The sequence below is a fragment of the Kitasatospora sp. NPDC053057 genome (assembly GCF_044546945.1).
GTDB lineage: Bacteria > Actinomycetota > Actinomycetes > Streptomycetales > Streptomycetaceae > Kitasatospora.
Genome location: NZ_JBITZP010000032.1, coordinates 1 through 12,498 on the forward strand (window position 1 = coordinate 1; position 12,498 = coordinate 12,498).

At 72.9% G+C, this 12,498-nt stretch carries 11 protein-coding genes and 1 tRNA gene; 7 read left to right on the forward strand and 5 right to left on the reverse strand.

The features are described 5' to 3' along the window. The first annotated feature begins 12 nt into the window (after positions 1 to 12). Both ACIG5E_RS28020 and ACIG5E_RS28025 read left to right on the forward strand, forming a co-directional pair. A complete protein-coding gene (locus ACIG5E_RS28020) occupies positions 13 to 96 on the forward strand; it encodes an acyl-CoA dehydrogenase family protein (RefSeq protein ID WP_094743042.1) in 84 nt (27 codons plus the stop codon). 144 nt (positions 97 to 240) lie between these two features. Continuing rightward, positions 241 to 927, forward strand: a complete 687-nt coding sequence (locus tag ACIG5E_RS28025; RefSeq protein WP_396538028.1) for a TetR family transcriptional regulator — start codon at positions 241 to 243, stop codon at positions 925 to 927. A 169-nt stretch (positions 928 to 1,096) separates the two neighbouring features. On the opposite strand, the gene ACIG5E_RS28030 is transcribed toward ACIG5E_RS28025, so the two are convergent. Next, positions 1,097 to 2,539, reverse strand: coding sequence for an MFS transporter (locus ACIG5E_RS28030; protein WP_396537882.1), 1,443 nt, complete (start codon positions 2,537 to 2,539; stop codon positions 1,097 to 1,099). A 201-nt stretch (positions 2,540 to 2,740) separates the two neighbouring features. On the opposite strand from ACIG5E_RS28030, the gene ACIG5E_RS28035 reads away from it, so the two are divergent. Then, positions 2,741 to 3,079: an ArsR/SmtB family transcription factor gene (locus ACIG5E_RS28035; protein ID WP_380421206.1), complete on the forward strand. Its 339-nt coding sequence runs from the start codon at positions 2,741 to 2,743 to the stop codon at positions 3,077 to 3,079. A 33-nt stretch (positions 3,080 to 3,112) separates the two neighbouring features. On the opposite strand, the gene ACIG5E_RS28040 is transcribed toward ACIG5E_RS28035, so the two are convergent. From ACIG5E_RS28040 to ACIG5E_RS28050, 3 genes are all read right to left on the reverse strand, one after another. After that, the gene (locus tag ACIG5E_RS28040) at positions 3,113 to 4,480 is read right to left on the reverse strand and encodes a TetR family transcriptional regulator (protein ID WP_396537884.1); all 1,368 of its coding nucleotides are present in this window, start codon (positions 4,478 to 4,480) and stop codon (positions 3,113 to 3,115) included. A 166-nt stretch (positions 4,481 to 4,646) separates the two neighbouring features. Beyond that, positions 4,647 to 5,783, reverse strand: coding sequence for an oxidoreductase (locus ACIG5E_RS28045; RefSeq protein WP_396537886.1), 1,137 nt, complete (start codon positions 5,781 to 5,783; stop codon positions 4,647 to 4,649). Further along, positions 5,780 to 6,871 (reverse strand): ScbA/BarX family gamma-butyrolactone biosynthesis protein, encoded by a 1,092-nt coding sequence (locus tag ACIG5E_RS28050; RefSeq protein ID WP_396537888.1) that lies wholly within the window; start codon positions 6,869 to 6,871, stop codon positions 5,780 to 5,782. Before ACIG5E_RS28050 ends, ACIG5E_RS28045 begins: the two co-directional genes overlap by 4 nt. Positions 6,872 to 7,026: 155 nt before the next feature. Here ACIG5E_RS28050 and ACIG5E_RS28055 point away from each other — a divergent pair, with 155 nt between their 5' ends. The 3 genes from ACIG5E_RS28055 to ACIG5E_RS28065 all read left to right on the forward strand — a co-directional run bounded on the left by ACIG5E_RS28055 (position 7,027) and on the right by ACIG5E_RS28065 (position 10,677). Continuing rightward, the gene (locus tag ACIG5E_RS28055; protein ID WP_396537890.1) at positions 7,027 to 7,734 is read left to right on the forward strand and encodes a ScbR family autoregulator-binding transcription factor; all 708 of its coding nucleotides are present in this window, start codon (positions 7,027 to 7,029) and stop codon (positions 7,732 to 7,734) included. A 23-nt stretch (positions 7,735 to 7,757) separates the two neighbouring features. After that, the gene (locus ACIG5E_RS28060; RefSeq protein WP_396537892.1) at positions 7,758 to 8,447 is read left to right on the forward strand and encodes an HAD family hydrolase; all 690 of its coding nucleotides are present in this window, start codon (positions 7,758 to 7,760) and stop codon (positions 8,445 to 8,447) included. A gap of 328 nt (positions 8,448 to 8,775) precedes the next feature. Beyond that, a complete protein-coding gene (locus ACIG5E_RS28065; protein ID WP_396537894.1) occupies positions 8,776 to 10,677 on the forward strand; it encodes an FAD-binding protein in 1,902 nt (633 codons plus the stop codon). A gap of 86 nt (positions 10,678 to 10,763) precedes the next feature. On the opposite strand, the gene ACIG5E_RS28070 is transcribed toward ACIG5E_RS28065, so the two are convergent. Beyond that, positions 10,764 to 10,851: transfer RNA gene (locus tag ACIG5E_RS28070), tRNA-Leu, on the reverse strand. 291 nt (positions 10,852 to 11,142) lie between these two features. Between ACIG5E_RS28070 and ACIG5E_RS28075 the strand changes: the two genes are divergently transcribed. Further along, entirely contained in the window at positions 11,143 to 12,474 is a 1,332-nt protein-coding gene (locus ACIG5E_RS28075) for a M20/M25/M40 family metallo-hydrolase (protein ID WP_396537896.1), read from the forward strand. The last annotated feature ends 24 nt before the right edge of the window (positions 12,475 to 12,498 follow it).

A 12,498-nucleotide genomic window follows, 5' to 3' on the forward strand; every position in this document is an offset into this window, starting at 1 on the left:
CCGGTGGAGCGGATGATGCGGGACGCGAAGATCACCCAGATCTACGAGGGCACCAACCAGGTCCAGCGGATCGTCATGGCCCGCAACCTGCCGTAACGGCGCTCCGAGGTGCCCCGACGGCCGGGCGGGCAAGCCCACTGGCCGTCGGGGCCGACACCTTGCGCCGATGCTAAGTTCCGGAGAATGAGCGAGAAGGAAGAGCAGGACGTGCCCATGAACGACGGGCCCTCGAAGCCGGCGATGCGCGAGGCGCTGGTGGCCGCGGCCTTCGAGCTCTTCCTGGAGCGCGGCTTCGAGCAGACGACGGTCGACGACATCGTCTCGCTCGCCGGTGTCGGCCGGCGCTCCTTCTTCCGCTACTTCCCGGCCAAGGAGGACGTGGTCTTCCCCGACCACGAGCGCAGCCTCGCCGAGATGACGGAGTTCCTGGAGTCCGGCACCGGCGAGGAGGACCCGGTCAAGCACGCCTGCGACGCCGCCCGCCTGGTCCTGCGGATGTACGCCGAGCAGCCCTCCTTCTCCGTCCAGCGCTACCGCCTCACCCGCAAGGTGCCCGGCCTGCGGGCGTACGAGCTGTCGGTGGTCTGGCGCTACGAGCACACCCTCGCCGCCTACCTGCGCGGCCGCTTCTCCGACCGCCCGGACGGCCCGCTGCGCGCCGACGTGATCGCCGCCGCCGTCGTCGCCGCCCACAACCACGCCCTGCGCACCTGGCTGCGCTCGGGCGGCGAGAGCGACTGGGTGGCCGAGGTGGACGCGGCGATGGCCTTCGTCACCTCCACCTGGAGCGACCGCCCCGCCGAGTCCACCCCGGAGGGCGAGGACGCGGCCGACGACGTGGTGGTCCTGGTCGCCAGCCGCCGGGCCCCGCTGTGGCGGATGGTCCAGGGCATCGAGAGCGCCATCGGCGACACCCGCCGGCCCTGACCCGACCCGGCGGAACCGCGCCGCATCATGCCGAACGGCCCCTCCCACCGGACTCGTGGTCCGGCCGGAGGGGCCGTTCAGCGTTCCCGCCCCGCCCTTCGGGGTGAGGAGGCGCGGGAACACGGGGTGACGGACTCCCGGATCGCGGGGTCGGTCAGGTCGGGTCAGGTCAGGTGCGGGCCGGCGCGGTCGCGGCCGCGGCCTCGGGGCGGCGCTCCGAGCGGGCGACCAGCCGCCAGGCGCACACCGCGCCGAGCAGGTAGGAGACGCCGACCAGGACGAACGACACCGAGGCGCCCCGGCTCCAGTCGGGGGTGGCGTTCAGCACCACGCCGACAACGGCGATGCCCACCAGCGAGCCGATCTGGCGGTTGGCGTTCAGGACGGACCCGGCGACGTTGGCGTGCTCCGGGCCGGCCGAGTCCACCATCGCCGCCGTCATGCCGGGGGAGATGATGCCCGAGCCGAGGCAGGCCACGCCGATGCCGACGGCGATGATCCAGTACGGAGTCGACGCGGAGATCGCGGTCAGACCGAGCGAGCAGACCCCGGCGACCAGCAGGAAGACCGTCAGCAGCGGGCCGTTGGCGTAGCGCCCCGAGATCTTCGAGTACACCACGTTGGCCACCGGCGACAGGATGGTGATCGGGATCAGCTCCAGCCCGGCGACGAACGGGCTGGCGCCCTGGGCGTGTTGGAAGAACAGCCCGAGCATGAAGATGGTGCCGAAGAGCGCGAAGTTGAAGAAGAAGCCGACCAGGTTGGCGCCCGAGAAGCCGGGGCGGCGGAAGAGCGTCCACGGCATCACGAGCTTGTCGCTGCTGCGCTCGCGCCGCACCAGCACGGCGGCGGCGACCAGCGCCACGGCGTAGGAGAGCAGCACCGGGGTTGCGCCCCAGCCGAGTTGGGGTCCCTCGATCAGCGCGAAGCTGAGCGCGGCGAGCGCGACGATCCAGACCAGGTGGCCGAACGGCGCCGGCCGGTCACCGCGCGCCTCCGGTGCCGCGATGAACCGCCGCGTCATCAGCATGCCGATCACGCCGATCGGCAGGTTCAGCAGGAAGACGCTCTGCCAGCCGAGCGAGCCGACCATGAGGCCGCCGAGGGTGGGCCCGATGCCCGAGGAGGTGGCGACGATCGCGGACCACAGGCCGAGCATCTTGGTGCGCCGGCGCTTCTCCGGGAACGAGAACACCAGCAGGGACAGCGAGCTCGGCATGAACAGCGCGGCGCCGGCGCCCTGCAACATCCGGGCGGCGATCAGCAGTTCGGGCGTGGTCGCCAGCGCGCAGCCGAGCGAGGCCAGCAGGAACAGGCCCATGCCGCCCATGTAGACCTTCTTGGCGCCGAGCCAGTTGGCCAGGCCGCCGGCCAGCATCAGCAGGGAGGCGAAGGTCAGGATGTAGCCGTCCACGACCCAGGTGAGCTGGGTGAGCGTGGCCCCCAGCTTCTCCTGCAGGGTCGCGCCCGCGACGTTGACGATGGTGACGTCCAGGGTGGCCATCACGAATCCGGTGGCCAGCGCGGCGATCTTCAGGCCGCTGGAGGAGTCCGGTGGGGCGGCGGCGGGGGCGGCGCCGGTCTGCGCCGGGCGGGTCTCGGCGGTAGTCATCACTGGTTCCTTCTCTTGCGGATGGCGGCTGCCCGGGGAGTGGGCAACTCACCCTGACGATGGTCGAGTTGGCGAGTGGGGCGGGATCCCAACTGAAGGGCATATGACGATAGCTGTCAAATTTGATTTCGGTCGTCATAAAGTGGCCGTCGTACGATCGTGGTCGTACGATGAGGACGCCGCGAACCAGAGAGGTGCACCGTGACCGCACAGGCCGCCGTCGACCGCATCGGGGACCACCCCGACGCCGCGGACATCACCCTGCAGCGCATCCTGGAGGCCTTCGCCGACCCGGTGCGGCGCAGCATCGTCCGGCAGATCGCCCGCACCGAGGGCGACACTGCCTGCGGCACCTTCGACATCTCGGTCACCCGGTCGACCGGCACCCACCACTTCCGGGTGCTGCGGCAGTCCGGGCTGATCCGGCAGTACTACGTCGGCACGTCCAAGATGAACACCCTGCGCCGCGACGACCTGGAGCAGGCCTTCCCCGGTCTGCTGGACGCCCTCATCGCCGCGGCCGACCGGGAGGCCGGCTGACCGGCCCCGTCGGGCGCGGCGACGAGGTCGGGCTCAGTCGAGCTCGGCCAACTCGGCGGCGTCGAACGGGCGCAGCCGGTCCGTCCGCCCTGTGCGGACCAACTCCGCCCAGTCCGGATTGGCCACCAGCGCCCGGCCCACCGCGACCAGGTCGAACTCGCCCCGGGCGAGGCGCTCGGCCACCAGGCCGACGTCGTCGACCTCCGCGCCCTTGCCCTCGACGTAGCCCAGGTAGTCGCTGTCGCGCAGGCCGACCGAGCCGACCGTGATGGTGGGGCGTCCGGTCACCTCCTTCACCCAGCCCGCCAGGTTGAGTGGGGAGCCCTCGAACTCCGGCTGCCAGAACCGCCGGGTGGAGCAGTGGAAGAGGTCGACCCCCGCGTCCACCAGCGGTGCCAGGAAGGTCTCCAGCGCCCGCGGGTCGTCCGCGAGCCGGGCCTGGTAGTGCGCCACCTTCCACTGCGAGAGGCGCAGGATGACCGGGAAGTCCGGGCCGGTCGCCAAGCGGCAGGCCCGGACCACCTCGGCGGCGAACCGGGTCCGGCCAGCCGGGTCGCCGCCGTAGCCGTCGGTGCGGCGGTTGGTGACGTCCCAGAAGAACTGGTCGAACAGGTAGCCGTGGGCCGCGTGCAGCTCGATGCCGTCGAAGCCGAGGCGCTGGGCGTCGGCCGCCCCGCAGGCGAAGGCCTCGACCACCTCGGCGATGTCGGACTCGGACATCGCCCGCCCGGCCGGGCGGCCCGGTTCCAGGCCCGCGGGGTTGATCAGCCCGCCCGGCGGTTCGAACAGCTCGACGCCCTTCGGCGCGGTGCGGCGGGCCTCCTCCAGCGACCTGGCCCACAGCAGCGGGTCCTGGCCGACGTGCCACAGCTGGGGCACGATGCGGCCGCCCGCGGCGTGCACCGCGCCGACCACCCCGGCCCAGCCGGCCAGCGCGTCCACGCCGTGGAAGCGCGGGACGGACGGGCGGTTCCCGGCCGAGGGGTGGCCCACGAAGGTGCCCTCGGGGCCGGTGCCCCGGTTGCACAGCGGACGGCCGGTCGGCGACGCGGCAGCCCGTCCCCGGGGATGGGAAGAAGCCCTGGTCGGCCCAGTCGAAGGACGGTGTGCAGGACGCGCCAGGCTGCGGATGAGTTCGGTGAGTGCCGACCCGGGGGAGGGGCTGGGTACCTCGCGGAGGGGCTCGCGGATCAGCTCCCAGTGCCGGGAGCTCTCGTCGACGAGCGCGACGGCGAGCTGGTGCTTGGATCCGAAATGCGCATGGAGCGCGCCCTTCGTCATGCCGGTCCGGGCCACCACGGCCTCGACCTTGGTGGCGGCGAAACCGTGGGCGGCGAACTCCGCCGCCGCGGCGTCCAGTACGCGTTCCCGGGTCTGCCATGCCCTGGCCTGCTTCACCACCGCGGCAGCCTCGCAACTGTGTCCATGCCGCAGAAACATACCTATGCGAAGGTATGTTGTCGACGGCGGAACACCAGGGGCCGACCGCCGATCTGAAGGGCGGTCGACCCCTGGCGCGGGACGGACGGTGCGAAGCGTCCCCCCGGTGGCTCGGTGGCTCGGGCGGCTATGCGCCGAGCACGGCCGCAGCGTAGTCGGCGGCGGCCGCCGCCGGGCCGAGGACACCGTGCGAGGCCGCGGTGGTGACGTCGCGCCAGTAGCGCTGGAGGGCGGAGTCCTCCCGCTGCACCTGCGACCCGGCCGTGCGGAAGAGCCGGTCGACCGCCTCGGCGCACCAGGCCGCGGCCATCGCGGCGTCCCGCCGGTTCTCCGCCACCAGCAGCGGGGTCACCTCGGCCCGGTCGGCCCGCTCGGCGACCCGTTCCAGCAGCAGCCGGGCCGCGGCGATCCGGGCCGAGCCCTCGCCCAGCGCCAGCTCGGCCTCCGCCCGCCGGCCGGGGGAGAGGGCGTGCAGGTGCGGTGCCACGGCCGAGCGCCAGGCGTCGAGCGCGCCCTCGGCCGCCCCCAGGACCGGCGCCGCGAACATCAGCGCCCCGGCCAGGTGGACCGGCACCCGGTGGCAGCGGGCCGCGTCCGGTCCCAGCGGCCGTTGCAGGTCCGCAAGGGTGCAGGAGAGCCGGTCCGGGACGAACGCCCCGGCCATCTCCACCGCGTTGCTGCCCGTCCCGCGCATGCCCAGGCTCCGCCAGGTGTCCAGGACGGTCCAGTCCGCCCGGGGGACGGCGAAGATCCGGTGCTCCGGGCGGTCCGCGGAGCCGGTCCGGGAGGCCAGCAGCAGCCAGTCCGCGTGGTCGACCCCACTGGCCGTATCCCAGCGGCCCCGGATCCGCCAGCCGTCCCCGTCCCGGACCGCCTCGCCCTGCGGCGGCATGATCGAGGTGGAGATCAGCACGTCGGGCGAGGCCCCCCACAGTTCCTTCCGCCCCTCCTCGGGGAGGTAGGCGGCGAGCCGGCCGTGCGCGGCGAACAGGGTGGCGCACCAGGCGGTCGACGGGCAGGTCCGCGCGATCTCGGCCGCCGCGCCGAGCAGTTCGGCGAAGGTGCCCGCCGTGCCGCCGAGGTCACGGGGGACGAAGTGTCGGGGGAACCCGGCGGCCGCGACGGCCCGGACCGCCTCCGGGCCGAGCCGGCGCCGGTCCTCCACGCCGGCCAGGTCGCGCCGCGCCGCGTCCACCACCCGCTCGATCGCGGGGGCGGGCAGGGCCGCGGGCAGGGCGGCTGCGCTCACGATGGGCTCCGTCACGAGGTCTCCTGACGGTTCGCCGGGTAGGCGAGCCGGGCCGTGGCGAGGACGACGCCGCGCTGGGCGGCGGTGACCTCGGCCGTCCGCATCCGGGCCGTACCGTCCGTCCCGTCCGGCCCGTCCGTCCCGTCCGGCCCGTCCGTCCTGTCCATCCCGTCCGTACCGTCCGTCCCGTCCATCCCGTCCGGCCCGTCCGGCCCGGGCGTCACGGTGATGGCCACCGGCACGTCCGGCTCGGCGAAGGCGGCGAAGGTCGCCGAGAGCCCGGCGGGGTGCAGCGGAGCGCCCAGGGCGCGGCCGGCCTGCCGGAAGGCCTCCAGCAGCACCATGCCCGGGACGTGGTCGGACAGGTGGTCGAAGAGCACCGGGTGGCCCGGGTTCGGGTCGAGCCAGAACCCGCCGCGGGCGCCGGAGGAGTCCCGGGCGAGCAGGACGTGCTCGTCGCCCGGGTACCCGACCTCGCCCGGAGCGAGCCGCCGCAGCGGGCCGAGGGGAGCCTCGGGGTGCTCGGGCGCCCCGCCCGCCTCCGGGCGGGCCTCGCGGTAGCGCACCACCTGGTAGAACGCGGGGTGCAGGACCTCCCAGCGGATGCCCGCCCGGCCGATCAGGACGCCGTCGACGGACGCCGTCGCCTCCAGCGCGAGGCCGGTGCGGCGCGGCGTGGTCACCGTCCGGGCGCAGGTGACGTCCAGGGTCACGTGCGCCGGGGCGCCGGGGCGCAGCGGCGCGGCGCCGTCCGCCAGCTCCAGGTCGAGCCGGTCGAGGACGAACGGGTGCCCCTGCGGTACGCCGTGGAAGCGGTGCGAGAGGCATATCAGGGCCTGGCGGACCGTCTCGGCCAGCAGCAGCGGATCCGGCGACCGGCCGTCCCCGCTGTGGTGGAGGAATCGGTCGCGGAGCCACACGGCGCCGACGGTGAAGCGGCCGTCGCCGGCGCGGACCGCGTCGGTGAGCAGGACTTCCGCGGCGGAGGTCTTGTGGACGGAGTCGGCCGGAAGGCGGTGACTGAATGAGAGCCTGGGGCCGGACGGCAGCGGTGCTGCCTGGTCCGACGGCAGGTACTTTGGCGGTGCGGTGATGATGGACATGCGAGCAGGTCTCCCCGTTGGTGTGCCGTTCCCTAAGGTGGTGCCACCCCATCTGCGGGCGAGGGTCATGTCAGGTGACCGTTGATCCCGGGCCGAAAATATACCTGGGAGAAGGTATATAGCCAGAAGTGCTCGGTAGAGAGAAAGGTCGAACAGTGAGTCAGACCAAGGGTGTTGCCGTGGAGTCGCTGTGGCCGACCCCCAAGATCCAGCGTTCTGGCACGGCCGGGCCGCTGCTGCGCCAGGAGCGCGCCGAGCGCACCCGGGAGCAGATCCTGCACTGCGCCGCGCGGATCTTCGCCGAGCGCGGGTACCAGCAGACCAGCATCAAGGACGTGGCGGACGAGGTGGCCATGACCAAGGGTGCCGTCTACTTCCACTTCCCCAACAAGCAGGCCCTTGCCATCGCCGTGGTGGACGAGTTGTACTCACGTTGGCCGGTGACGCTGGAGGCGGTGCGCGGCAAGGGCCTCTCGCCGCTGGACACCGCGATCGAGATGTTCAACGCGGCCACCGCCGCGTTCCTGGAGGACCCGATCATGCAGGCCGGGACCAGGCTGCAGAACGAGCGCGACGCCGTCGACGTCGAGCTGCCGCCGCCCTACGTGGACTGGACGAACCTGATCTCGATGCTGATGCGCGAGGCCCACCAGCAGGGCCAGTTGGCGCGGCACGTGGACCCGGACGTCGCCGCGCGGGTGGCCGTCGCGGCCTTCTTCGGCTCCCAGCACATCTCCGACAACCTGTACGGCCGCGCAGACTTCGCCGAGCGCTGGCGCGAGGTGCGCGACACCCTGTTCCCCGCCCTGCGCGCCCGGCCGAGCCTCGCCACCGACCCCGACCGACCCGTCACCCGCGGGTGACCCCGGCCCCCGAGGAGCCCTCCGTGGTCCAGTCCGACCGTCTGGCGTTCAGCGACCTCGACGAGACGCTGATCGACTGCAAGAGCATGTTCGACTTCCTGGACTTCTACCTCGGCGGCCGGTACGGGGCGTCGGGCGTCCGGCGGGCCGCCCGGTTGCGGGCCGAGCTGGCCGCGCTGGCGGCCGCCGGGACGCCGCGCGAGCAGGCGAACCGGGCCTACTACCGGGTCTGGGCCGGGGAGCGGGAGGAGTCGGTCCGCGCGGCCGGCCGGGAGTGGTTCGCGCGGCGCTCCCGGAGCGCCGACTTCTACATCGCGGCCACCCGCGAGGCCCTGACGCGGCATCGGGCGGCGGGCGATCCGGTGGTGCTTGTCTCCGGATCCTTCCCGGCGCTGGTCGAGCCGATCGCGCGGGACATCGGCGCGGCGCACGTGGTGTGCAGCCGGCCGGAGGCGCGCGGGGGAGTGTTCACCGGCGAGCTGGTCGGCGAGCCGGTCATCGGCGAGGAGAAGCGCCGGGCCGTGCGCGCCCTGCTCCGGGCGTACCCGCACGTCGATCCGGCGGACTGCTACGGCTACGGGGACCACGTCTCCGACCTGCCGATGCTGACCGAGGTCGGGCACCCCGTCGTGGTCGGCGACCCGGACCTGGTCGACCGGGTGCCCGGGGCCCGGCTGCTGCCGGCCGGCGGGGCCCTTCCGGCCGCGCGTTGACGGCCGCGCGTTGACGGCCGGGGTGCTGCGCTGACGGTCGGCGCGCTGACGGCCGGGGCCGCGGCACGCTGATCGCCGGGCTCCACCGTCCCTCCACGTAACGGTCTCGCTGCCGCACATTGCGGCCGCATTAAAATACCTTCCCAAAGGTATGTTGCTCTCCTGCGATCACTGCGAAGCATGCCTCCCCTTTGGCCGGCCTCGACGAGGAGACACCCCAGCAGACCCAGGGAGCGGGACGGCACGGTCCCCGAGGCCGGACGAGCGGCGCGGACAGCGGCTTCGTTCGGCCCGGCCACGCTCCCGTGTTGCAGTCAGAGGACTCGCCGTGACGCAGGAGACCGCAACCGTCGAAGCCGAGGAGAACCCGGTGTCCCGCCCGCCGTCCCCGGAGTGGGCCCTGGCCCTGTCCGAGGTGGTACCCGTCCCGGTCGCCGCACTGCTGCCGGCCGACTCGCCGCGCGCCGGCGGCGAGGACCCGGAGCACCTGAGGACGCTGGCCGAACTCGGCCGCGACCTGCCGCCGATCATCGTCCACCGTTCGAGCATGCGGGTGATCGACGGCATGCACCGGCTGCGCGTGGCGGCCGCCGAAGGCAGACCCGACATCCCCGTCCGCTTCTTCGAGGGCTCGGAGCGCGACGCCTTCGTGCTCTCGGCCCAGAGCAACACCCGGCACGGTCTGCCGCTGTCCAGGACGGAGCGGATGGCGGCGGCCGGGCGGATCCTCGGCTCCCACGCCGCCGACGTCACCGGCCCGTCCACCAAGACGGTGCGGGCGCTGCGACGGGAATCCGGCGCGCCCCCTTCTGACGAACAGGAAGTTCTCCCCATGACGCTGAAGGACCGTTCGGGACAAGCCGTCGCGCCCGAACACGTCGACGCACTCCGCGCCACGGTGCGCGGCCAGGTGTTCGCCCAGGACGACGAGGGCTACGCCCGGGCGCGGCTGGTGTGGAACGGCTACCTCAACCGCCACCCGGGCCTGATCGTGCGCTGCGCCGGCGCCGCCGACGTGGTGGAGGCGGTCCGCTTCGCGACCCGGCACGACATCCGGCTCGCCGTGCGCAGCGGCGGACACAGCTACCCCGGCCACTCGACCATCGACGACGGCCTGGTCGTCGACCTGAGCGGACTGAAGGGCATCCGGGTCGACCTGCAACGCGGTGTCGCGATCTGCGAGCCCGGCCGGCTGCTGGCCGAACTCGACGACGAGACCTACCGCTTCGGCCTCGCCGTGACCGGCGGCCAGGTCTCGCACACCGGCATCGCCGGGCTGACCCTCGGCGGCGGCATCGGCTGGCTGTGCCGCTCCCGAGGGCTCACCGTCGACAACCTGGTCGCCGCGGACGTCGTCCTCGCCACCGGCGAGGTGCGCCGGGCCAGTGCCGAGGACGACGCCGACCTGTTCTGGGCGATCCGGGGCGGCGGCGGCAACTTCGGCATCGTCACGTCCTTCGAGTACCGGCTCCACCCGCAGGGCGCCTGCCGCACCGGCATCGTCGCCTGCCGCGCCGGGGACCACGCGGCCGTCGCCACCGGCCTGTCCGCCTTCGCCGCCACCGCCCCGGACCGCCTGGCCCTGGCCGTCGGCCTCTTCGACCTGGAGGACGGCGACACGGGCATCGCCATCCGCTACGTCGACACCGCGCCGGCCGAGGACACCGACGCGCTCGTCGACGCGCTGGCCGACTTCGGGCCCGAGCCGGTGCCGCGCACCTCCGAGACCACGCCGTACCCGAAGGTCCAGCAGCTCGCCGACTCGGACATGGCCCACCACCGCCGCTACTACACCCGGTCCTTCATGATCGAGACGGTCACGGCCGAGGCCCTGGCCGGCCTGATCGACGGGTTCCGCACCCGGAAGTCGGAGCTGTCCCAGATCGGCATGATGCTCCTCGGCGGCCAGGTCGCCCGGGTCGCCCCGGAGGCCACCGCCTACCCGCACCGCGAGCCCGGCTTCCTGGTGACCCTGCTCGGCGGCTGGACCGAGGAGCGGGATGACGCGGCCAACACCGCCTGGTGCCGCGAGGTCTACGACACCATGCAGCGCTTCACCTCGGGCGGCGTGTACGTCAACGAACTGCTCGACGAGGGAGAGCGGCGCATCGTCTCGGCCTACGGCGCCGACCACTACCAGCGCCTCTCCGAACTGAAGGCGAAGTACGACCCCGCCAACGTCTTCCGGGTGAACCAGAACATCAAGCCCGCCGACCCGGCCCGCGCCTGACCGCCAGGCCTCGATGCTGCTCCGGGCCGTCGCTCGCGCCACGGCCCGGAAAAGCAGAAAGGCCCCAGCTGAACTGGGGCCTTAACTGGTGTCCGAGGGGGGACTTGAACCCCCACGCCCGATAAAGGGCACTAGCACCTCAAGCTAGCGCGTCTGCCATTCCGCCACCCGGACCGGGTGTCGTCCTCGCGGCTTCCGATCTCTCGTCCGTCGCGCTGACAGATGTAACTGTAGCAAAGATCGGCTTGGGCTCCCAAAACGGCTCCGGACCGGGCCACCAGGCTGGTGGCGGGGGCAAGGGGTGGCGTGTGGCGGGGGCGTGACCAGCGGGTTTCGGGGCCGTACGGGGGGTGGATCGGGATCGGGGGCTGGGGGAGGATGGGCGGACGTGCTCGTACGGCCCGGGTGCAGAGCCTGGGGGTGGCGCGCTGGTGCGTCGGTGCGGGTCAAAGACGAGGAGTGACCGTGAGCGAGCGGAGCGAGTCGGCGGCGCCGAAGGTGACGGCTGAGTCGGAGGTCGCGGAGATCTGTCGCGATCTGATCCGGATCGACACCAGCAACTACGGGGACGGCTCCGGCCCGGGCGAGCGCAAGGCGGCCGAGTACGTGGCCGAGCAGCTCGCCGAGTTCGGCGTGGAGCCGCAGATCTTCGAGTCGGCCAAGGGCCGGGCCTCGACGGTGATCCGGATCGAGGGCGAGGACCGGTCCCGCCCGGGCCTGCTGATCCACGGCCACACGGACGTGGTGCCGGCCAACGCCGCGGACTGGACGTACGACCCCTTCGGCGGTGAGATCGCCGACGGCTGCGTCTGGGGGCGCGGCGCGGTCGACATGAAGGACATGGACGCGATGACCCTCGCGGTCGTCCGCGACCGGCTGCGCACCGGCCGCAAGCCCCCGCGCGACCTGGTGCTGGCCTTCGTCGCCGACGAGGAGGCGGGCGGCACCTACGGCGCGCGCTTCCTGGTGGACAAGCATCCGGAGCTGTTCGAGGGCGTGACCGAGGGCATCGGCGAGGTCGGCGGCTTCTCCTTCACGGTCAACGACCAGGTGCGGCTCTACCTGGTGGAGACGGCCGAGAAGGGCATGCACTGGATGCGCCTGACGGTCGAGGGCCGGGCCGGGCACGGCTCGATGGAGAACGACGACAACGCGATCACCGAGCTGTGCGAGGCGGTCGCCCGGCTCGGCCGGCACAAGTTCCCGCTGCGGATCACCAAGACCGTCCGGGCGTTCCTGGACGAGCTGTCCGACGCGCTCGGGGTCGAGCTGGACCCGGAGAACATGGACGAGACGCTGCGCGTCCTCGGCGGCATCGCCAAGATGATCGGCACCACGCTGCGCAACACCGCCCAGCCGACCATGCTCGGCGCCGGCTACAAGGTGAACGTGATCCCCGGTCAGGCCACCGCGCACGTGGACGGGCGCTTCCTGCCCGGCTACGAGGAGGAGTTCCTGGCCGAGCTGGACAGCGTGCTCGGCCCGCGCGTGAAGCGGGAGAGCCTGCACTCGGACCGGGCGATCGAGACCAGCTTCGACGGCTCGCTGGTCGAGGCGATGCAGGCCGCGCTGCGCGCGGAGGACCCGATCGCCCGCGCGGTGCCGTACTGCCTGTCGGGCGGGACGGACGCCAAGTCCTTCCAGGACCTCGGCATCCGCTGCTTCGGCTTCGCGCCGCTGCAGCTGCCGCCGGAGCTGGACTTCGCCGGGATGTTCCACGGCGTGGACGAGCGGGTGCCGGTGGACGGGCTAAAGTTCGGCGTCCGGGTGCTGGACCGCTTCATCGACGCCTGCTGAGCGCCCCGGCGCTCTGCCGCGCCT